This window comes from Amycolatopsis sulphurea (assembly GCF_002564045.1).
GTDB classification, from domain to species: domain Bacteria; phylum Actinomycetota; class Actinomycetes; order Mycobacteriales; family Pseudonocardiaceae; genus Amycolatopsis; species Amycolatopsis sulphurea.
Genome location: NZ_PDJK01000002.1, coordinates 1,338,751 through 1,357,915, shown reverse-complemented (window position 1 = coordinate 1,357,915; position 19,165 = coordinate 1,338,751). Strand labels below are relative to the sequence as shown.

Genomic DNA, 19,165 nt, shown 5'->3' with positions numbered 1-19,165 from the left:
AACGTTGTTATAAAACGCGAGGGCGAGGCGAATGCGATAGGTGGGAGGAAGGAGGCGCGGCAGGCCTCACCCGGTGTGGCGGGACGCGTGATCGGGAGTTGACCTGGAGTGCACTCCAGGTCGTACTGTCGAGCGCATGAGCTACTCGATAGCGGAAGCCGCACGACGTAGCGGCTTGTCGATCGACACCCTGCGGTACTACGAGCGGATCAAGCTGCTCGATCCGCCGGCCCGGGACTCCGCCGGACGGCGGGCGTATTCCGAGGACGATCTCACCTGGCTTGGGTTCCTCACCAAACTCCGGCTCACCGGCATGCCGATCAAGAGCATGCGCGAGTACGCCTCGCTGCGTGGCCACGGCGTCTCGAGTGCCGGGCGGCGCAAGGCGATCCTGGTCGAGCAGCGCCAGTCGGTGGCGGAGCGGATCGCCGAGCTGCAGGGGTGTCTCGACATCCTGGACTACAAGATCGGCAACTACGACCAGATCGAGCGCAACGCCTTCGGCAAGGCGCCGGCGTTGGAGGAGATTTCCGCGTGATCGGTACGAGGAAACTCGGCAATCTGGAGGTCGGCGCGCAGGGCCTCGGCTGCATGGGCATGAGCCAGGCCTACGGCGTGCGCGACAACGACGACGAATCGATCGCCACCGTGCGCCGGGCGTTGAAGCTGGGGGTCACCCTGCTTGACACGGCCAACGTGTACGGCGCGGGCGAGAACGAGAAGCTGGTCGGGCGCGCGATTGCCGGCCGTCGCGACGGGCTGGTCCTGGCGACGAAGTTCGGCATCGTCTGGACCGGTGGTGAGATGACCGCCCGTGGCGACGCGGCCTATGTCAAGCAGTGCTGTGAAGAGTCGCTGCAACGGCTCGGGGTCGACCATATCGACCTCTACTACCAGCACCGGGTCGACCCGGACGTGCCGATCGAGGAGACCTGGGGCGCGCTCGCCGAGCTGGTGCAGGCCGGAAAGATCCGGTACGCGGGTATTTCCGAGGCCAGTGCCGAGACGATCCGGCGCGCGCACGCGGTGCACCCGGTCTCCGCGCTGCAGAGCGAGTGGTCCCTGTGGACGCGCGGGATCGAGGACGAGATCCTCGGCGTCTGCCGGGAGCTGGGTATCGGGCTGGTGCCGTACTCGCCGCTCGGCCGCGGGCTTCTCATTGGCTCGGTCAATTCGGCGAAGGACCTGCCGGAGGACGACATGCGCTGTGGCATGCCCCGTTTCGCCGACGGCAACTTGGAGCGGAATCTCGCGATCGTGGACGCGCTTCGGCAGCTCGCCGCGGAGAAGGGCGTGACCGCGGGGCAGCTCGCGCTTGGCCTGGGTGCAGGCGAAGGGTGCCGACGTCGTCCCGATCCCGGGTACGAAACGGCGGAAGTACCTGGAGGAGAACGTCGCGGCCGCGGGGTTGGAACTGTCCGAAAAGGACATCACGGCCATTGAACAGGCGGCTCCGCGGGATGCGGTCGCGGGTGCTCGTTACCCGGAAAAGCTCGCCCGGGCAGTCGGGAAGTAGCCGGAGGGGGCTGGCCGTAGCTGGGGAACCACTGTGCTCCGGCTACGGTTGGCGCCCTGGCAACAGTCTGGGGCGGTCGACTCGTTGTCCTTGCGTGGAGCAGGGATGCTCGCGTGGGTTCGGTTGCGGCGTGTGTCCTCACAGGACCGTCAATGTTGCTGTCCTGCATAGGTTTGAAGCGAGGCCGGGTGGGGCGTCGCTGGGGTGGGTGCGAGTGTGTGGACTGGTGCCAGTTCGGTAGTGCGCGGGAGTGTCTGTATTGGCTCAGCGCGGCCGGTCCGGTCGGGCGCGGCCCTGCTGATGGCGCAGCCGGGTCGAAAGTGGCCGGGCCGGGACTTCGAGGCCGGTGGGGGGTGAGTCTTTGCCGGGCGTTTGTGGCACGGGCTCGTGCCGGGGCGGCACAAGTTTCGTGACACCGTTTTAAAACACTGTTACCATAGCTGGGGTCAACCGAGGAGGGGAACCATGCACGGTCCGATCCAGTTGTTCACTGTCATCGCGCTCGTTTCGCTGCCTACTGTGATGTATGGCGGTTATGCCCTGAGCGGAGTACTGCGGCGGGGGCAGTTCACCGAACGACAGCGGGGGCTGTTCCGGGCCGTGCACGCGCATGCGGGGGTGCTGCTCGTCCTGGTGCTGGCCGCGTTGCAGGTGCTTTCGCGTGGGGGACTGACCGGCGGCGGGCAGTGGCTGGTCTGTTTCCTGCTGCTGTTCGGGGTGCTCGCGCAGTCCGGCGGGTTCTTCCTGGCGATGGCGCGGACGCGGCTCGGGATGGGGGTCACCACCGGGGGCGCGGTGCTGCTGGGGGCGGCCATGCTGATCACCGCCTATGGGGTCGCGTTCCCCTGAGAAAAAGGCGTGGGGCGGGTCGTTAAGCTTGGTGACGTGCCTGAATACCTGTCGACCGCGCCTGTCAAGGGGACCCGAGACTTCCTCCCCGCCGAAATGTCCGTCCGTACGCAGGTGTTCGGCCATCTCTACGAAGTCCTCGAGCGCTACGGCTTCCTTCGCTACGACGGTCCGGTGCTCGAACCCGCCGAGATCTACGAGCGGAAGTCCGGGCAGGAGATCGCCGATCAGCAGCTCTACACGCTGACCACGCGGGGCGGCGAGCGGCTGGCGCTACGCCCGGAGATGACCCCGTCGGTGGCCCGGATGATCGCCGGGCACGCGAAGTCGCTGTCCTTCCCGGTGCGCTGGTACAGCCACCCCAACTGCCACCGCTACGAACGCCCGCAGCGTGGCCGGGTGCGCGAGCACTGGCAGATCAACGCGGACATCTTCGGTTCGGAGAGCGCGAACTGCGAGATCGAGATGTTCGAGCTGATCCACGACCTGATGGGTGCGCTCGGGGCGTCGCCGGACCTGTTCGCGGTGCGGGTCAACGACCGGAACCTGCTCTCCTCCGCACTGACCGACGTGGCCGGGGTCGCCCCGGAACTGCTGCCGCAGGTGTTCGCGCTCGTCGACCGCTGGGAGAAGACGCCGGTCGAGGACCTCGCCGCGGCCGCGGCGGAGATCGGCTTGGCGGACAAGGAGTTCGGGAAGCTGTCCGAGACGCTCGGCGCCGGTGCCGCGCTGCTGGACGAGCTGCCTGCCGAGGTCAAGGCGGAGTCGAACCTGGTGAAGGTGCTCTCCAGCAGTGCCGCGAGCCTGGTCCGCTACGAGCCGCTGATCGTGCGCGGGCTGGCCTACTACACGTCGACCGTGTTCGAGGTCTTCGACACTTCGCCGAAGAACCGCCGCGCGCTGTTCGGCGGTGGTCGCTACGCGGACCTCGCGTCCTTGTTCACCAAGGAGCGGATCCCCGGTATCGGTTTCGGCATGGGCGACGTCACCCTGATCGACTTCCTCGACACGCACGGCCTCACGCCGCAGCCGCGCAACGAGGTCGACGTCATGGTGATTCCGGTGGCCGAGGAGCTGGCGGATCCGGCCCGCGAGGTCGCGGCGTCGCTGCGGAAGGCGGGGCTGCGCACGTCGACCCCGCTCGAACTGCGCAAGCTCGGCAAGGAACTGACCCGCGCGGACAAGGCGGGCGCCGTCGCGGTGGTCATCGTCGGCGAGGAGGACTGGGCCGCGGGTGCGGTGACCGTCCGCAGCCTGGCGACGCGGGAGCAACGCCAGGTCCCGCTCGCCGAGGTGGCGGCCGCGGTGAACGGGCTGATCAGCCCATCCTGACGGTGGTTCGGCCGGACGGCACCCGGCCGGTGTGACCGCTGGGTGCCGTCCGTGGAGCTGCTGTGGTGGACGGGCCGGTCAACCTCGTCACGACGGCGGTTCGGCAGGGGTTCGGCGTTGTGAGAGCAGCGCCGGGTGTCGCTGGCCGGTTGGCTGCTGCCGTCGATGAGTTGATCGACTCGTCTCGATCGTGGTCCAACCGGTCAGCGCTGGTACGGGTGCCGCGTGCGGAGGCTGTTGTGACAGGCGGGTTGATCGACCCGCCGTGACGGCGGCTCAGCCGGACGGGGGCAGTGTCGGTGCTTGATCGACCCGTCTTGATCATGGCCAAGTCGGGTAGCACAGACACGGCAGCACAAATGCCGAAACGTCCGCAGCCGACAGGCAGGTCACCCTGTTCGCCCGAGAGCCCACGAAGCCAGCAGTTCGGCCACCCGAGCGGGGTGGCTGGCGAACGGTGAATGCCCGGCCCCCGGCAGCACAGCCACCCGAGCGCCGGCCGCCCGGTAGCGGGCGGCGGTCGAGACGGGGTCGTACAGCCGGTCCCGGCTGCCGAGGATCACCAGGGTGGGTACGCGCAGTTGCTTGTCGAGCGGGCGTTCGGCGAGCTGTTGCCGTCGTTCCGTCAGGACGACGCGGGCCATTCGCGGGCTGGTGGCGGCGAAGTCGGCCCGCGTCCGGTGTAGGGAGGTTCGGCGTAAGGCGCTTGCGACGACTGGTGAGGCGGCCAGTGACCGGAGGGCGGTGCTCACCCCTGGGGCGACGAGAAGTCCGTGTCCGGGCGGGAAAGTGGCGTGCCGGTAGTCTGGTGCCTGTCCAATGAGGACAGTTCGGGTGACGGCGCTCGTGCGGGCTGCCAGTTCCAGTACCACGTCTGCGCCGAACGAATGTCCGGCGGCGGTCAGCTCGGGGAAACCCGTGTACGGCGTCCGCGAGTGCGCGGGCTTGGGAACGGGCGTCGAGGCCGGTGTGCCCGCCGGTCCGGCCGTGGCCGCGCAGGTCCGCGCGGATCAGCCGGAACCGGTCGGACAGTAGCTCGGCGACCTGGTCGTACCCACGCAGCGAACCGCAGAAGCCGTGCACCAGAAGCAACGCCGGGGCGTCTTTGGGACCTTCGACGAGGACGTTCACTCCTTCGCCATAGCGCGGCCGGCGGCTCGGCCGGAAAAGATGCAGCCGCCGAGGAAGCTGCCTTCGAGTGCGTTGTAGCCGTGTACGCCGCCGCCACCGAATCCGGCGACCTCTCCGGCTGCGTACAGGCCTGGCAACGGCGTACCGTCCGTACGCAGCGCGCGGGAGTCCAGATCGGTTTGTATACCGCCCAAGGTCTTGCGGGTCAGGATGTTCAGCCGCACGGCGATCAGCGGGCCGTGTGCCGGGTCCAGGATGCGGTGGGGTTTCACGACGCGCGCGACGCGGTCGCCGACGAATCGGCGGGCGTTCGCGACGGCCATCAGCTGCAGGTCCTTCGAGTACGGGTTGCCCACCTCCAGATCGCGCGCGACGATCTGCCGGGTCAGCTCCGCCGGGTCCAGTATGGGGCCGCGGGAGAGCTTGTTCATGCCCTCGACCAGTGCGGGGACGTCGTCGGCCACCACGAAATCCACGCCGTGGCGCTTGAACGCGTCGACCGGTCCGGGTGCACCCTTTGCCGCGCGGCTCGCCAGCGTCCGGCGCAGGCTCTTCCCGGTGATGTCCGGGTTCTGCTCGGACCCGGACAGTATGAACTCCTTCTCCAGGATGGTCTGGGTGAGCACGAACCACGAATAGTCGTACCCGGTCGACAGAATCGTCTTGAGCGTGTGGTTCGTGTCGAAGCCGGGGAAGTCCGGGGCGGGCAGCCGGGCGCCGGTCGCGTCGAACCACAGCGAGGACGGGCCGGGGATGATCCGGATGGCGTGGTCCGGCCAGATCGGGTCCCAGTTGTGCAGGCCCTCGGTGTAGTGCCACATCCGATCGCGGTTGACCACGCGCGCGCCCGCGGTCTCGCTGATGCCGATCATCCGGCCGTCCACGTGGGCGGGCACGCCGGGGATCATGGTCCGCGGCACCGGACCCAGCCGTTCGACTGGCCAGTTGCGCCGGACCAGTTCGTGGTTGTGGCCGATCCCGCCGGAGGACACCAGCACGGCCTTCGCGCGGAATTCGAACTCGCCCGCCTTCTCCCGCGACGACTTGACCCCGCGGGGCTGCTCGCTGGGTACCAGCACGGTGCCGCGTACGCCGGTCACCACCTCGTCCTCGATCACCAGCTCGTCGACCTGGTGGCGGAAGGCGAACTGCACGAGACCGCGGCGTTCCCCGTCCAGCACCGGTTCCGCGAACACGCGCACCACTTCGGGCCCGGTTCCCCAGGTGAGGTGGAACCGCGGCACCGAGTTGCCGTGCCCGCCCGCCATCCCGCCACCGCGCTCGGCCCAGCCGACTATCGGGGTCACGCGCAGCCCGAGGTCGTACAGGTACTGGCGCTTCTCCGTGGCCGCGAACCGCACGTATGCCTCCGCCCAGCGGCGTGCCCACAAGTCCTCGTCCTCGCGGTCGAAACCGGCCGAATCGAGCCAGTCGCGCAATGCCAGCCCGTGGGAGTCCTTGATGCCGAGCCTGCGCTGCTCCGGGCTGTCCACGAAAAACAGCCCGCCCAGCGACCAGAACGCCTGCCCGCCGAGGTTGGCCCGGTTCTCCTGGTCCAGCACGAGCACCCGGCGCCCGGCCCGGACCAGCTCGTGGGTGGCGACGAGGCCGGCCAGACCCGCGCCGACCACGATCACGTCGGGTTTGAACGTCATCCCCGGTCTCCTTCGCTGTAGGCCGTCAGCACGTGCACGGCGAGTTCCGCGCGCCGTTGCCGGATGCGCGAATTGTCCGGTTCCATCAGACATTGCACCATGGTCCCGTCGTGCACCGCGATGAGCGCCTGGCCGAGCGCGACCCGGTCCGGCACCGTGCGGCCGATCCGGGCGAGCAGCCCTTCGAGGAACGGCATCAGCGCGCCGGCGATCGCCTCCTCGCGGGTGGTCATCACCTGGCGCAGCGCGGGATGGCGCAGGGCGTGGGTGGTGAACTCGGCGCTGACGCGGTACCAGACATCGTCCAGCGGAATCGCGGGCAGCAGGTGCTCGACCACATCCCGGACGGTGTGCACCCCCTGGGCCTCGGTGCGTTCGAAGGCGGTGCGCAGCCCGGCGATCAGCTCGGCCGAACGGCGTTCCCACATGGCCAGGAACAGCTCGTCCAGTGAGGCGAAATTGGAGTAGAAGGCGCCCCGCGTGTATCCCGCGCGCTCGCATACTTGCTCCACTGTGGACCGTCCGAAGCCCTCCTCGGCGAATACCAGGAGTGCCGCTTCGAGTAGCCGGCGGCGGGTCTCGGCACGACGGCGCGGTACCCGGCCGGCGGGCGGTGCCGGCATCACGTGACTCCCCCATTTCAATACTTTTCTGTACTGAATACACCCGTGTATCGAGTGCGCGCAAGGCACCGGTGGGAATTCGGATGTCTTTCCGGAATTTCGGGGCTCAGCCGCTCGTCATGATCGACACTTTGTAGTACTCTGGCATCAGTCAAGGTTGAACGCCTCGCAGCGATCCCTTGACCTGGCCTGTTGCCGGAGGTCGACCCCCAGGGCTTCCGGTGACAGGCCCCTTTACTTTTCCGGCCCGGGCGATTTCCGGCGGCACCACGGTTGCTGCTCATGTGAGCGGACTGAGGCTCCCATGAGGGAGGCTCACATGAGGGTCGCCGCGAGGGTGCCGCCCAATTCGGTGAGCGCCGCCAGTTCGGCTTTGCCCGGTTCGCCGGTGACCAGGACCGGAGCGGCCACGCGTTGCCAGCCCAGCCCGGTGGTGATGGCGTCGAGCTGGCGGACGGTGCCCGAAGTGTCGTTGTTGCCGTGCACGTAGGCACCGAACGGTCGGCCCTGAGTCGCGTCGAGGCACGGGTAGTAGATGGTGTCGAAGAAATGCTTCAACGCGCCGCTCATGCTGCCGAGGTTCGCCGGGGTGCCCAGAAGGTAGCCGTCCGCGGCCAGCACGTCCGCAGCCGTCGCGCCGAGCGCGGCCCGCCGCACGACATCGACGCCCTCGATGTCCGGGTGCTTCGCGCCGGCCAGTGCGGCCTCGAACATCGCCTGCATGGCGGGCGACGGCGTGTGGTGCACGATCAGCAGCGTTGGCATGTTCGCAGCCTGCCATCGGTTGCGCGACAGCGCATCCGTCACCGCAGGAGGGCGGTGATCTCCTTTCGGACGGCGCCGAGCAGCACCCCGGCCCGGTCGCGGGCCTCGGCCAGTTCGCCCCGGACCGGGGTGACCACCTGCAGGTACGCCTTGAGCTTCGGTTCCGTGCCCGAGGGCCGGACGACCACCCGCACGCCGTCCCCATGCAGCCGGAGCACGTCGGCGTCCGGGAGGAGGTCCTCCAGGGTCACGGGGACACCGCCGAGGGTGGCCGGTGGGTCGGCGCGCATCGCGGTCATCAGCCGGCCGCGGACGGCCAGATCGGTGACCCGCAAGGAAACCTGGTCGGTGAGGTGCACCCCGTGCCGGCGGGCGAGGTCGTCGAGGACGTCCAGCGGGGTGCGGCCCTCCGCCTTGAGGCCGGCCGCCAGCCCGGCGGCCACGACGGCGGCCGCGATGCCGTCCTTGTCCCGTACGAAACCGGGGTTCACGCACAGTCCGAGTGCCTCTTCGTAGGCGAAGATCAGCCCGGCACCCGCCCGGGCCAGCCATTTGAACCCGGTCAGCGTCTCGGCGTACCGGGCACCGCTCTCCTTCGCCAGCTCGCCGAGCAGAGAGGAGGACACGATCGTGGTGGCGACCAGCGGATCTGTACTGTCCGTTGTGGACAGTAGATGTGCGCCGAGCAGGACGCCGGTCTCGTCGCCGCGCAGCATCCGCCATTCCCCGCCCGGGGTGCGCACGCCGAGCGCGCACCGGTCCGCGTCCGGGTCCAGCGCCACCGCCAGGTCTGCGTCCACTGTGGACGCCAGGGTCAGCAGCAGGTCGGTGGCGCCGGGTTCCTCCGGGTTCGGGAACGACACGGTGGGGAAATCGGCGTCCGGTTCGGCTTGCTCGGTAACCAGATGCAGGTCCGTGAAGCCGGCCCGGTGCAGGGCCGCACGCAGCGTTTCTGCGCCGACGCCGTGCAGCGCGGTGGCCGCGATCCGCAGGCTCCGCGTGGTGCCGGGGGAAAGCGCGGCCACTTCGTCCAGGTATGCCGCAGACGGGTCGACGATTTCCGCACCTGCGGCGCGTGGCACGTCCGCCGCGGCGGGGGCGACCTGAATGGCCTGCTCGATCTCGCCGTCCGTCGGGGGCACGATCTGGCCGCCGGTCTCGTCGTAGAGCTTGTATCCGTTGTCCGCAGGTGGATTGTGCGACGCAGTGATCTGAATCCCGGCCACCGCTCGGTAGTGCCGCACGGAGTAGGCCAGCAACGGCGTCGGCAGCGGCTTCGGCAGGACTTTTACCACGAATCCGGCAGCGGTGAGCACTTCCGCTGCCGCGGTGGCGAAGTCCTCCGAACCGTGCCGGGCATCGCGGCCGAGCACGACCACCCCGCCCGCGTGTCCGTGTGCGGTCAGCCAGGTGGCCACGCCGGCGGTGGTCCGCGTGACCACCGCGACGTTCATGCCGTTCGGCCCCGCCCGCACCGGTCCGCGCAGGCCCGCGGTGCCGAACTCCAGTGGCCCGGCCATCCGGTCGGCGAGTTCCCCGGCCGCCCCGGGCTCCTGGCCGGTCGCGCGGGCCAGGATTCTCGCCAGCTCCGCGCGGGAGGCGGGGTCCGGATCGCCGTCGATCCAGCGTTCGGCAGCGGCTCGCAGTTCGGCGGGAAGTGTGTTCGGCACCGGCTCAGCCTAACGGCGGAGAACCTGATCTTCGGGGTGTGTTTTCGCTACGCTCGAAGAATGCGATTGGTTTTCACCTCATTGGCCTCACCAGGGCACCTTTACCCACTGCTGCCGCTCGCAGTCGCCGCCCGCGACGCCGGGCACGAAGTCGTTTTCGCGACGGCTGACGAGTTCCACCCGACGCTGGGCAACGCGGGCCTCGAAGCCGCTTCGGCCGGGATCAGCCTCAAGGACGCGGTCCAGCGGGCGTTCGCCAGCGAAAACCGGTCCCAGGGCGAGGTTCCGCTGGAGGAGATGTGGCCGGCCATCGGCCGTATGTTCGGCCAGGTGCTGCCGGAGCTGTTCATGGCCGACCTGGTACCGCTGATCGAGCAGCGTCGTCCGGATCTCGTGGTGTACGAGATCTCCAACCCGGGCGGGTTGTTCGCCGCGCACACCACTGGGGTGCCGGCTATCTGTCATGGCTACGGAAGGGTCGCCATGAACGACGAAAGGGCGACGGAGGTCCGGGAGCGCTTCTGCGCGGCCGGCTCGGAACATGGGCTGACCGGGGATCCGCAGCTGGGCTGGGGTAAGCCGTTCGTGGACATCTGCCCGCCGTCTCTGCAGGACCCGGCGTTCCTGGCCAGCGCGCGGCGGCTGTCGATGCGGCCGACTGGCTGGAGCGAGCCGGGCGAGCTGCCGGCCGGGGTGGCCGGCCGGGACCGCGGGCGTCCGCTCGTGTACCTGACGCTGGGCACCACCCCGATGAGCCAAGCCCACCTGCTGACCGCCGCCATACAGGGCCTGGCCTCGCTGGAGGTGAACGTGCTCGTGGCCACCGGACCGGCGGTGAAGGTCGCCGAACTCGGTGAGGTTCCCCCGAATGTGCGGCTCGAGGCGTGGCTGCCGCAGTCGGAGCTGCTGCCGCACGTCGACCTGGTGGTGCATCACGGCGGAAGCGGTACGACCATGAGCGCGCTGGCGGCCGGGGTCCCGCAGCTGGTGCTGCCGCAGGGCGCGGACCAGTTCAGCAATGCCGAAGCCGTGACCCACGCTGGGCTGGGCAGCCGCCTGATCAAGGACGAAATGACCGCGGAAACGGTGCGGGACAACGCAAAACGGCTGCTCACCGACACTTCGGTGGCCGACCTCGTGCGCAAGGTGGCCGAGGAGGTCGCGGGTATGCCGTCGCCGGAAGAGGTCGTGACGCAGCTGCCGCAGTTCGCCTGACGCGGTTCTGGCCCCGGCACCGAGCCGGGGCCGGACCGCGTGGGTCAGGCGCGGGCGACGAGTTCCTTCAGCAGCGAGCCCATCCGGGTCGCCGACTGATGGCCCGCTTCGAGTACCTCTTCGTGGTTCAGCGGTTCCCCGGTCATGCCCGCGGCCAGATTCGTGACCAGCGAAAGGCCGAACACCTCGAGTCCGGCCGCGCGGGCCGCGATCGCTTCCAGCACCGTCGACATGCCGACCAGGTCCGCACCCAGCGTGCGCAGCATCCGGATTTCGGCGGGCGTTTCGAAGTGCGGGCCGGTCAGCCCGGCGTACACGCCCTCTTCCAGCGACCCATCGATGTCTTTGGCCAGCTTCCGCAGCCGCACCGCGTACAGATCGGTCAGGTCGACGAAGTTCGCGCCGACGAGGGGGGAGCGCGCGGTCAGGTTGAGGTGATCGGAGATCAGCACCGGCTGGCCCACGCTCATGCCCTCGCGCAGCCCGCCGGCCGCGTTGGTCAGCAGCACCGTGCGCACGCCCGCGGCGGCGGCCGTGCGCACGTTCTGCACCACCGGGTCGATGCCCTTGCCTTCGTAGAAGTGCGTGCGGCCGAGCAGGATCAGCGCACGCTTGTCGCCGATCCGCAGCGACCGCACGGTGCCGCCGTGGCCGAGTGCGCCGGGAGCGGTGAAGCCCGGCAGGTCGTCGAACGGGATCTCCGCTTCGGCGGTTCCGATCACGTCCGCGGCCGGGCGCCAGCCCGAGCCGAGCACCACTGCGATGTCGTGCCGCTCCAGGCCGGTCCGCTCGGCGATGACGGCCGCGGCCGCCTTCTCCTCGTTACTCATACCGGCGAGCGTATCGGCCTGCCGCCGCCTGCCCGCCGATTCCGCTCAGGATGCCCCGGGAAGGTCGAGCGTCGGCCGGATCTGGCCGAACGTGTTGCCCGCCGTGTCCTCCTGCTCGGCGGGCACGGTCAGCGACAGCACCCACAGGTCGCCGCCGACCGGTTGCATGAAGGCGAAGGTCGCGCGGGTGATCGCGCTCGTGCTCTTGCCCCGGCCGTGCTCCACCGTCCGGTAGGTCACGTCGTCACCCTTGTCGGACGGGGTGGGGCCCTGGACGATGCGGAAGGCACCGTCGCCGCCCCCGGGATCCGGGTTCAGGGAGTTCAGGTACTCGTCCATGCTGTACTGCCGGTTGATGAAGCCCTCGAACCGTTCGAGCTGCAGCGATTGCCTGCCGTCCGGCGAGATGTACTGCACCACCGAGGACGGCCCCAGCCTGGACTTGTGGGTCGCGATGAAGCGCTGCCAGTCCTCCGGCACCGACACGCTGTAGGAGCTGTCGCGGGTCAGGTTCGCGGTCGTGCTGGCGTTGCCCTGGCGAGTGACCAGCTTCGCCTGCTTCGGCGCGGACTCGATCGGTGCGCTCGCCGGCGAGGCGCTGCCGCTCTCCGGCAGCAACGTCTCGCCGCTGATCACCCGCGCCAGCATGAATCCGCCGCCGCCCGCGATGAGGAACAGCAACACCGAACCGAGCACCAAGGCAGTCGTGGCCAACGGGCTGCGCCGCCGCCGCGGCGGGATCGGCGTGGTGAACGTGGCCGGTGACGTGGCGGCGGGTGGCAGTCCGGGGAACGAGGGCATCGGCAGGGCCGGCAGGGCGGCCGAGCCGGTGGAACCGGACGAGCCGGTCAGGAACGGCAGCGGACCGGGATCGGCCGCCAGCGGTGCGGGCTGCACACCGGAATCGCGGCGCGGAGCGGGTGCGACGGTCTTGACCACCTGGGTGTCGGTGGCGTCCAGGTGCGCCGAGGTCCGCTGCCCGTCCGGGGTGTGGAAGAGCTCGGGGCCGAACAGGTCGAGCGCGGTCTTGCCCTGCAGGGGGTACAGCCGGTGGCGCACCTCGCGCAGCGAGATCCGCTTTTCCGGCTCCTTCTTCATCAGCGCGGTGATCACGCCGGCCAGCGGGCCTGGACGCGGGCGCGGGACGTGGCCGTTGACCACCTTGCCCACGGTCTCCAACGGGTCGCCGTCCGCGTCGTACGGCGGAGCGCCCTCCACTGCGGCGAAGAGCGTGGCGCCGAGCCCCCACAGGTCGGCGCCCGGGGTGACGGGGCCGCCGGACGCGACTTCCGGGGCGATGTAAGCCGGTGAGCCGAGCATGATCCCGGTCGCGGTCATGGTGGCTTCCGAGACGTTGCGGGCGATGCCGAAGTCGGTCAGCTTGATCCGGCCGTCGTTGGCGACCAGCACGTTGCCCGGTTTCACATCGCGGTGCGTGATGCCCGCGTCGTGCGCGGCTTCGAGCGCGGCCGCCACGGCGATGCCGACCGTCGCGGCCTGTTCGACGGTGAGCGGCCCGTGGTCGCGCAGGATGTGCGCGAGGCTGCGCGAGGGCAGCAGCTCCATGACCACGAACGGCTCGTCGTGCTCGCGGGCGACGTCGTGCAGGATGATCACGTTCGGGTGGGACAGCACGGCGATCGCGCGCGCCTCGCGCAGCGTCCGTTCGCGCAGCTCGTCCGCCTGCGCCGCCGGAATGCCCGGCGGCACCTTCATCTCCTTGACCGCCACCGGCCGGTGCAGGAACTCGTCGTAGGCCGACCAGACGGTGCCCATCGACCCGGAGCCGAGCACCGAGCGCAGCCGGTACCGGCCCGCGATCACTCGCGGCGGCAGGTCCGGCAGACCGTTCGAGGGTTCTGCTTTCTCCGAGGACACCCCTTGATTGTGGCCTAAGGCACCGACCGGCTTCGAGGCAGTGTCGCTACTCCGGTATCCCCCATCAGGGGGGCGAGCAGCGTCACAGGTGGGCGTACCGGTCTGGCTCTACCATCACTGGGTATGACTAACCTGGCTGGGCCGGAATCCGTGCCGGGCTCCGGACCGGAGCTCGCCCTCGCCGCGGAGTTCCCGGCGGCGGACCGGGACCGGTGGCAGGAGCTGGTCGCCGGGGTGTTGCGCAAGAGCGGTCGGCTGCCCGAGGACTTCACCGGTGCGCCGGAGAGCAAGCTTGTCACGCGTACTTACGACGATATCGAGATCCAGCCGCTATACACCGCCGACGACGAGTTGGGCGCGCTGGGCTTCCCAGGGCTGCCGCCGTTCGTACGTGGCGCTCGGCCAGAAGGCGTGATCGGCACCGGCTGGGAGGTACGCGTCCGTCACCTTCGCGCGGATGCCAAGGCCGTCAACGCGGCGATCCTCGCAGACCTCGAAGGCGGCGCTTCGTCGGTGTGGCTGCGCGTCGGTGACGACGCGCTCCCGCTCTCCGCGCTTGCCGACGCGCTCAACGACGTGTACGTGGAACTCGCGCCGGTAGTCCTCGACGCAGGCGCCGGTTACGAAGCGGCCGCGCAGGCGTTGCTGGATCTTTTCGCCGAGCGAGAGATTCCGGCGAGCGAAGTGGTCGGCACGCTCGGCGCGGACCCGATCGGCACCACCGCGCGTACGGGCGAAGCCCTCCCGTTAGCTCCCGTCGCCGAGCTTGCCGTCCGCGTCGCCGCGAAGCATCCGAAGGTGCGTACGGTCGTCGCCGATGGGTTGCCGTTCCACGAAGCCGGTGGGTCCGATGCACAAGAGCTGGGCGCCACAATCGCGGCAGGCGTCGCGTACTTGCGAGCGCTCACTGAAGGCGGGCTGACGGTGGCGCAGGCAGCTGCGCAGTTTGAGTTCCGTCTGGCCGCGACGGCCGACCAGTTCCTGACCATCGCCAAGCTTCGCGCGGCGCGCAGGCTGTGGGACCGGGTGCTGGAAGTTTCCGGTGCCCCGGCCGCCGCGCGCGGAATGCATCAGCACGCGGTCACGTCGCCGACGATGCTGACGCAGCGCGATCCATGGGTGAACATGCTGCGTACCACGGTGGCCTGCTTTGCCGCCGGTGTCGGCGGCGCGGACGCGGTGACGGTATTGCCGTTCGACGCGGCTATCGGCCTGCCGGACGCGTTCTCCGCACGGATCGCCCGTAACACCAACGCGGTGCTGATCGAGGAGTCGAAGCTGGGCAGTGTCATCGACCCGGCGGGCGGTTCCTGGTACGTCGAGAAGCTGACCGACGAGCTGGCTGAAGCCGCCTGGCGTGAGTTCACCGCGATCGAGGCGTGCGGTGGGATCGAGGCCGAGCTTGCTTCCGGCGCGCTGGCCGGGCGTCTGGCCGAGACCTGGGACAAGCGCGCGAAACGGTTGGGCACCCGTCGCGATCCGATCACCGGCGTCAGCGAGTTCCCGAACCTGGCGGAGAAGCCGGTCTCGCGGGAGCCGTTGCCCGTGGTGCCCGAAGGCGGCCTGCCGCGCCACCGTTACGCGGAGGCGTACGAGAAGCTGCGCGACGCCTCGGACGCTTACCTGGCCGAGCACGGGGAACGGCCGAAGATCTTCCTCGCCACGCTGGGGCCGGTCGCTGCGCACACCGCGCGGGCGGGCTTCGCCGCGAACCTGTTCCAAGCCGGCGGACTCGAAGCGGTGAACCCCGGCGCCACAGACGACCTGCCGGGCGCCTTCCGGGCGAGCGGTGCGCGGATCGCCTGTCTGTGCGGTACCGACGCGGCGTACGAGAAGCAGGCCGTCACGGTCGCCGCCTCGCTCGGCGCGGAGACCGTTCTGCTGGCGGGTAAAGGGAATTACGACGGTGTCGCCGGGAACGTGTACGCCGGGTGCGACGCGCTCGAAGTGCTGACCGGACTGCACGCACAGCTTGGAGTGTCCGCATGAGCATCCCGAATTTCGCCGGCGTCCCGCTCGGCGCGCCCGAGCCGGGGGACCGCGCCGCGTGGGCGCAGGCTGTGCAGGACACCACCGGCAAGGGGCCGGACGCGCTCGCCTGGGAAACCCCTGAGGGCATCGGCGTGAAGCCGGTCTACACCGCGGCTGATCTGTCCGATGTGGACTTCCTCAGCACGTACCCGGGTATCGCGCCGTACCTGCGCGGGCCGTACCCGACGATGTACGTGAACCAGCCGTGGACCATCCGTCAGTACGCCGGGTTCTCCACCGCGGAGGAGTCGAACGCTTTCTACCGCCGCAATCTTGCGGCTGGACAGAAAGGTCTTTCGGTCGCCTTCGACCTGGCGACGCACCGCGGTTACGACTCCGATCACCCGCGCGTGTCCGGCGACGTCGGCATGGCGGGTGTGGCGATCGACTCGATCTACGACATGCGCCAGCTCTTCGACGGCATCCCGCTGGACAAGATGAGCGTGTCCATGACGATGAACGGCGCGGTGCTGCCGGTGCTCGCGCTGTACGTGGTCGCGGCGGAGGAGCAGGGGGTGAAACCGGAGCAGCTGGCGGGGACCATCCAGAACGACATTCTCAAGGAGTTCATGGTCCGCAACACCTACATCTACCCGCCGAAGCCGTCGATGCGGATCATCTCCGACATCTTCGCCTTCACCTCGCAGCACATGCCGAAGTACAACTCGATCTCGATCTCCGGCTACCACATGCAGGAGGCCGGGGCGACCGCCGACCTGGAACTCGCATACACGCTCGCGGACGGCGTGGAGTACCTCCGCTCGGGCATCGACGCCGGGCTCGACGTCGACAAGTTCGCGCCGCGGCTGTCGTTCTTCTGGGCCATCGGCATGAACTTCTTCATGGAGGTCGCGAAGCTGCGGGCCGCACGGCTGCTGTGGGCGAAGCTGGTCAAGCAGTTCGACCCGAAGTCGCCGAAGTCGCTTTCACTCCGTACGCACTCGCAGACCTCCGGCTGGTCGCTGACCGCGCAGGACGTGTTCAACAACGTCACGCGCACCTGTGTCGAGGCGATGGCAGCGACGCAGGGGCATACGCAGTCCTTGCACACCAACGCTCTTGACGAAGCGCTGGCACTGCCCACAGACTTCTCCGCGCGGATCGCGCGTAACACGCAGCTGTTGCTACAGCAGGAATCCGGGACGACGCGGGTGATCGACCCGTGGGGCGGCAGCGCGTTCGTGGAGAAGCTGACCTACGACCTCGCGCGGAAAGCGTGGGCGCACATCACCGAGGTCGAAGGCGCCGGCGGTATGGCGCAGGCGATCGACGAAGGCATCCCGAAGCTGCGTATCGAAGAGGCAGCCGCGCGTACGCAGGCGCGGATCGACTCCGGCCGGCAGCCGGTGATCGGGGTGAACAAGTACCAGGTCGTCGACGACGAGCAGATCGACGTGCTCAAAGTGGACAACGCCGGCGTACGCGCACAGCAGCTGGATAAGCTGCGAAGGCTGCGCGAGGAACGCGACCCCCGCGCGACCGAGGACGCGTTGCGGCGGCTGGCCGAAGGCGCGCAGGGTGACGGAAACCTGCTGGCGCTGGCCATCGACGCGGCCCGGGCGAAGGCCACCGTCGGCGAGATCTCCGATGCACTGGAGAAGATGTGGGGACGGCATTCCGGCCAGATCCGCACGATCTCCGGGGTGTACCGGGAAGAGGTGGGAAAGTCGGACAACGTCGAGAAGGCCCGCGAGCTGGTCGAGAAGTTCGCCGAGGCGGAAGGCCGGCGGCCACGGCTGCTGGTCGCCAAGATGGGCCAGGACGGCCACGACCGGGGCCAGAAGGTGATCGCCACCGGCTTCGCCGACCTCGGTTTCGACGTGGACGTCGGGCCGCTGTTCTCCACCCCGGCCGAGGTCGCGCGTCAGGCCTCGGAGGCGGACGTGCACGTGGTCGGGGTGTCCTCGCTGGCCGCCGGGCACCTGTCGCTGGTGCCCGCGCTGCGCCACGAGCTGGCCGAGCTGGGCCGTGAGGACATCATGGTGGTGGTCGGCGGGGTCATCCCGCCGCAGGATTACGACGAGCTGCGGGCGGCCGGTGCGGCGGCGATCTTCGGGCCGGGCACCGTGCTCGCGGACGCCGCGATCGGCCTGCTTGAGCAGCTGGCCGCGCAGGAGTCCTGAACCTTGCCGCGCCGGATCGATGTCGGCGAGTACGCGAAAGGTGTGCTCGCCGGTGATCGGGGCACCCTGTCCAAGGCGATCACGCTGGTCGAATCGCATCGCGAGGACCACCGCCGGATGGCCCAGGAACTGCTGGTGGAGCTGCTGCCCCAGGCCGGCGGCGCGAAACGGGTCGGGATCACCGGGGTGCCAGGAGTCGGTAAGTCGACTTTTATCGATCAGCTGGGCACCGACCTGACCACGGCCGGGCATCGGGTCGCGGTGCTCGCGGTCGACCCGTCCTCGACGCGTACCGGCGGCTCGATCCTCGGAGACAAGACGCGGATGGCGCGGCTGGCCGTGGACCCGAACGCGTTCATCCGGCCGTCGCCGACCTCGGGCACGCTCGGCGGGGTCGCGCGTGCCACCCGCGAGACGATCGTGCTGATGGAAGCCGCCGGTTTCGACGTGGTGCTGGTGGAGACCGTCGGGGTCGGGCAGTCCGAGGTGACCGTGGCCAACATGGTCGACTGCTTCCTCTTCCTGACCCTCGCCCGGACCGGGGACCAGCTGCAGGGCATCAAGAAGGGCGTGCTGGAGCTGGCCGACGTGATCGCCGTGAACAAGGCGGACGGCCCGCACGAACGCGACGCCAAACGGGCCGCCCGGGAGTTGCAGGGCGCGCTGCGGATGATCTACGGCAAGGACGCGCCGTGGACGCCACCAGTGCTGACCTGCAGTGCCTTGGAAGGCCGTGGGCTGGACAAGGTGTGGGCGACGATCGGCCGGCACCGTGCGTCGCTGGAGGCCTCGGGCGAACTCGCCGGACGACGGCGCGCGCAGCAGGTGGAGTGGACCTGGGCGATGGTGCGGGAACAGCTGCTCGACCGGCTCGCCGCGCATCCGAAGGTCCGTGCGCAGGTGGCGGACGTGGAGCGCGCGGTCCGCGAGGGCGAGCTGACCCCGACGCTGGCCGCGCAGCGCATTCTCGACGCCTTCGCCGAGCCTGCTTGAGATTGTCACGCCCGGTGGGAACCCCGGCTCCTCCGCGTGGCGGCTGACGGGACCGGGGTTCGCCGGGCAGAATGCGCGTCGATGCCGTAGAAGGGAAGTCATGGCGAAGGTGCGGGGACTGCTGCTGGCCGGCCTGCTGGGCGTACTGCTCACCGGGGTGCTGGCCGTTTCACCGGCTTCCGCGACGACGCCCGCGCCGACGGTGGCGATCACCCGGGTGAGCGAACTGCACCAGGCGCCGCCGGGCCCGGTCCTCGATCCCACCGAAACGGACAAGGCGAACACGGAGAAGTCCAAGAGCAAGATCATCGCCGGTGGTGCCGCGGTGGCGTTGCTGGCGATCGTGTTCTTCGGGCGCCGGCACCGGATCAAGCGCCGCAAGGCCGGGGGCTGAGCACTCCGCGGACGCCCTTGCCATTCGTCGGGGGACAGTGCCGTTCGCCGGAGCCGGGCGGTTCTTCGCAGGTCCGAGCAGCCGCCGGGGACCGGCGGGGCCAGCCGGACAAGATCCGTCGTGCCCCGGATTTCCGCAGCTCACGCTGATGTGTGCCGGA

Annotated in this window: 15 protein-coding genes and 2 pseudogenes; 9 read left to right on the top strand and 8 right to left on the bottom strand. The window is 69.4% G+C overall.

The genetic code is table 11. The annotated features are described in order from the left end of the window. Window positions 1-136 precede the first annotated feature (136 nt). The 4 genes and pseudogenes from ATK36_RS12240 (at window position 137) to hisS (ending at window position 3,697) form a co-directional block, all read left to right on the top strand. Window positions 137-538 (top strand): MerR family transcriptional regulator, encoded by a 402-nt coding sequence (locus tag ATK36_RS12240; protein WP_098511388.1) that lies wholly within the window; start codon window positions 137-139, stop codon window positions 536-538. Beyond that, window positions 535-1,516, top strand: a pseudogene (locus ATK36_RS12235) (aldo/keto reductase). Before ATK36_RS12240 ends, ATK36_RS12235 begins: the two are co-directional and overlap by 4 nt. Window positions 1,517-1,981: 465 nt before the next feature. Beyond that, entirely contained in the window at window positions 1,982-2,365 is a 384-nt protein-coding gene (locus ATK36_RS12230; protein WP_098511386.1) for a hypothetical protein, read from the top strand. Between the two features lie 36 nt (window positions 2,366-2,401). After that, entirely contained in the window at window positions 2,402-3,697 is a 1,296-nt protein-coding gene (hisS, locus tag ATK36_RS12225) for a histidine--tRNA ligase (protein ID WP_098511385.1), read from the top strand. 389 nt (window positions 3,698-4,086) lie between these two features. On the opposite strand, the gene ATK36_RS12220 is transcribed toward hisS, so the two are convergent. The 6 genes and pseudogenes from ATK36_RS12220 to ATK36_RS12200 form a co-directional block, all read right to left on the bottom strand. Beyond that, window positions 4,087-4,569: an alpha/beta fold hydrolase gene (locus ATK36_RS12220; protein ID WP_170069707.1), complete on the bottom strand. Its 483-nt coding sequence runs from the start codon at window positions 4,567-4,569 to the stop codon at window positions 4,087-4,089. A gap of 148 nt (window positions 4,570-4,717) precedes the next feature. Continuing rightward, window positions 4,718-4,780 (bottom strand): annotated as a pseudogene (locus tag ATK36_RS34660) (hypothetical protein); the annotation flags it as partial. Between the two features lie 44 nt (window positions 4,781-4,824). Then, window positions 4,825-6,483, bottom strand: a complete 1,659-nt coding sequence (locus ATK36_RS12215; RefSeq protein WP_098511382.1) for an FAD-binding dehydrogenase — start codon at window positions 6,481-6,483, stop codon at window positions 4,825-4,827. After that, window positions 6,480-7,106, bottom strand: a complete 627-nt coding sequence (locus ATK36_RS12210; RefSeq protein ID WP_098511380.1) for a TetR/AcrR family transcriptional regulator — start codon at window positions 7,104-7,106, stop codon at window positions 6,480-6,482. The genes ATK36_RS12215 and ATK36_RS12210 overlap by 4 nt, the downstream gene beginning before the upstream one ends. A 315-nt stretch (window positions 7,107-7,421) precedes the next feature. Further along, entirely contained in the window at window positions 7,422-7,871 is a 450-nt protein-coding gene (locus ATK36_RS12205) for a flavodoxin family protein (protein WP_098514827.1), read from the bottom strand. Between the two features lie 38 nt (window positions 7,872-7,909). Further along, window positions 7,910-9,541 (bottom strand): phospho-sugar mutase, encoded by a 1,632-nt coding sequence (locus ATK36_RS12200; protein WP_098511379.1) that lies wholly within the window; start codon window positions 9,539-9,541, stop codon window positions 7,910-7,912. Between the two features lie 60 nt (window positions 9,542-9,601). Here ATK36_RS12200 and ATK36_RS12195 point away from each other — a divergent pair, with 60 nt between their 5' ends. Continuing rightward, window positions 9,602-10,756, top strand: a complete 1,155-nt coding sequence (locus ATK36_RS12195) for a glycosyltransferase (RefSeq protein ID WP_098511377.1) — start codon at window positions 9,602-9,604, stop codon at window positions 10,754-10,756. 44 nt (window positions 10,757-10,800) lie between these two features. Here the strand turns inward: ATK36_RS12195 and ATK36_RS12190 are convergent, their stop codons facing one another. Both ATK36_RS12190 and ATK36_RS12185 read right to left on the bottom strand, forming a co-directional pair. Beyond that, on the bottom strand, window positions 10,801-11,586 hold the full coding sequence (locus ATK36_RS12190; RefSeq protein WP_098511376.1) for a purine-nucleoside phosphorylase: 786 nt from the start codon (window positions 11,584-11,586) through the stop codon (window positions 10,801-10,803). A 45-nt stretch (window positions 11,587-11,631) separates the two neighbouring features. Next, window positions 11,632-13,464: a serine/threonine-protein kinase gene (locus tag ATK36_RS12185; RefSeq protein WP_281259051.1), complete on the bottom strand. Its 1,833-nt coding sequence runs from the start codon at window positions 13,462-13,464 to the stop codon at window positions 11,632-11,634. 123 nt (window positions 13,465-13,587) lie between these two features. Between ATK36_RS12185 and ATK36_RS12180 the strand changes: the two genes are divergently transcribed. The 4 genes from ATK36_RS12180 (at window position 13,588) to ATK36_RS12165 (ending at window position 19,005) form a co-directional block, all read left to right on the top strand. Further along, on the top strand, window positions 13,588-15,453 hold the full coding sequence (locus ATK36_RS12180) for a methylmalonyl-CoA mutase subunit beta (protein WP_211291865.1): 1,866 nt from the start codon (window positions 13,588-13,590) through the stop codon (window positions 15,451-15,453). Continuing rightward, a complete protein-coding gene (gene scpA, locus ATK36_RS12175; RefSeq protein ID WP_098511374.1) occupies window positions 15,450-17,618 on the top strand; it encodes a methylmalonyl-CoA mutase in 2,169 nt (722 codons plus the stop codon). Before ATK36_RS12180 ends, scpA begins: the two co-directional genes overlap by 4 nt. A 3-nt stretch (window positions 17,619-17,621) precedes the next feature. Beyond that, complete coding sequence (gene meaB, locus ATK36_RS12170; RefSeq protein WP_098511373.1) at window positions 17,622-18,611, top strand: methylmalonyl Co-A mutase-associated GTPase MeaB; 990 nt, start codon at window positions 17,622-17,624, stop codon at window positions 18,609-18,611. Window positions 18,612-18,711: 100 nt separating this feature from the next. Then, window positions 18,712-19,005, top strand: coding sequence for a hypothetical protein (locus ATK36_RS12165; RefSeq protein ID WP_098511371.1), 294 nt, complete (start codon window positions 18,712-18,714; stop codon window positions 19,003-19,005). Window positions 19,006-19,165 lie beyond the last annotated feature (160 nt).

Excerpts from the sequence above, each read along its gene's own strand:
- ATK36_RS12240 (WP_098511388.1), top strand. The coding sequence starts at position 137 with ATGAGCTACTCGATAGCGGAAGCCGCACGACGTAGCGGCTTGTCGATC.
- ATK36_RS12230 (WP_098511386.1), top strand. The coding sequence starts at position 1,982 with ATGCACGGTCCGATCCAGTTGTTCACTGTCATCGCGCTCGTTTCGCTG.
- ATK36_RS12215 (WP_098511382.1), bottom strand. The coding sequence starts at position 6,483 with ATGACGTTCAAACCCGACGTGATCGTGGTCGGCGCGGGTCTGGCCGGC.
- ATK36_RS12210 (WP_098511380.1), bottom strand. The coding sequence starts at position 7,106 with ATGCCGGCACCGCCCGCCGGCCGGGTACCGCGCCGTCGTGCCGAGACC.
- ATK36_RS12205 (WP_098514827.1), bottom strand. The coding sequence starts at position 7,871 with ATGCCAACGCTGCTGATCGTGCACCACACGCCGTCGCCCGCCATGCAG.
- ATK36_RS12195 (WP_098511377.1), top strand. The coding sequence starts at position 9,602 with ATGCGATTGGTTTTCACCTCATTGGCCTCACCAGGGCACCTTTACCCA.
- ATK36_RS12190 (WP_098511376.1), bottom strand. The coding sequence starts at position 11,586 with ATGAGTAACGAGGAGAAGGCGGCCGCGGCCGTCATCGCCGAGCGGACC.
- ATK36_RS12180 (WP_211291865.1), top strand. The coding sequence starts at position 13,588 with ATGACTAACCTGGCTGGGCCGGAATCCGTGCCGGGCTCCGGACCGGAG.
- scpA (WP_098511374.1), top strand. The coding sequence starts at position 15,450 with ATGAGCATCCCGAATTTCGCCGGCGTCCCGCTCGGCGCGCCCGAGCCG.
- ATK36_RS12165 (WP_098511371.1), top strand. The coding sequence starts at position 18,712 with ATGGCGAAGGTGCGGGGACTGCTGCTGGCCGGCCTGCTGGGCGTACTG.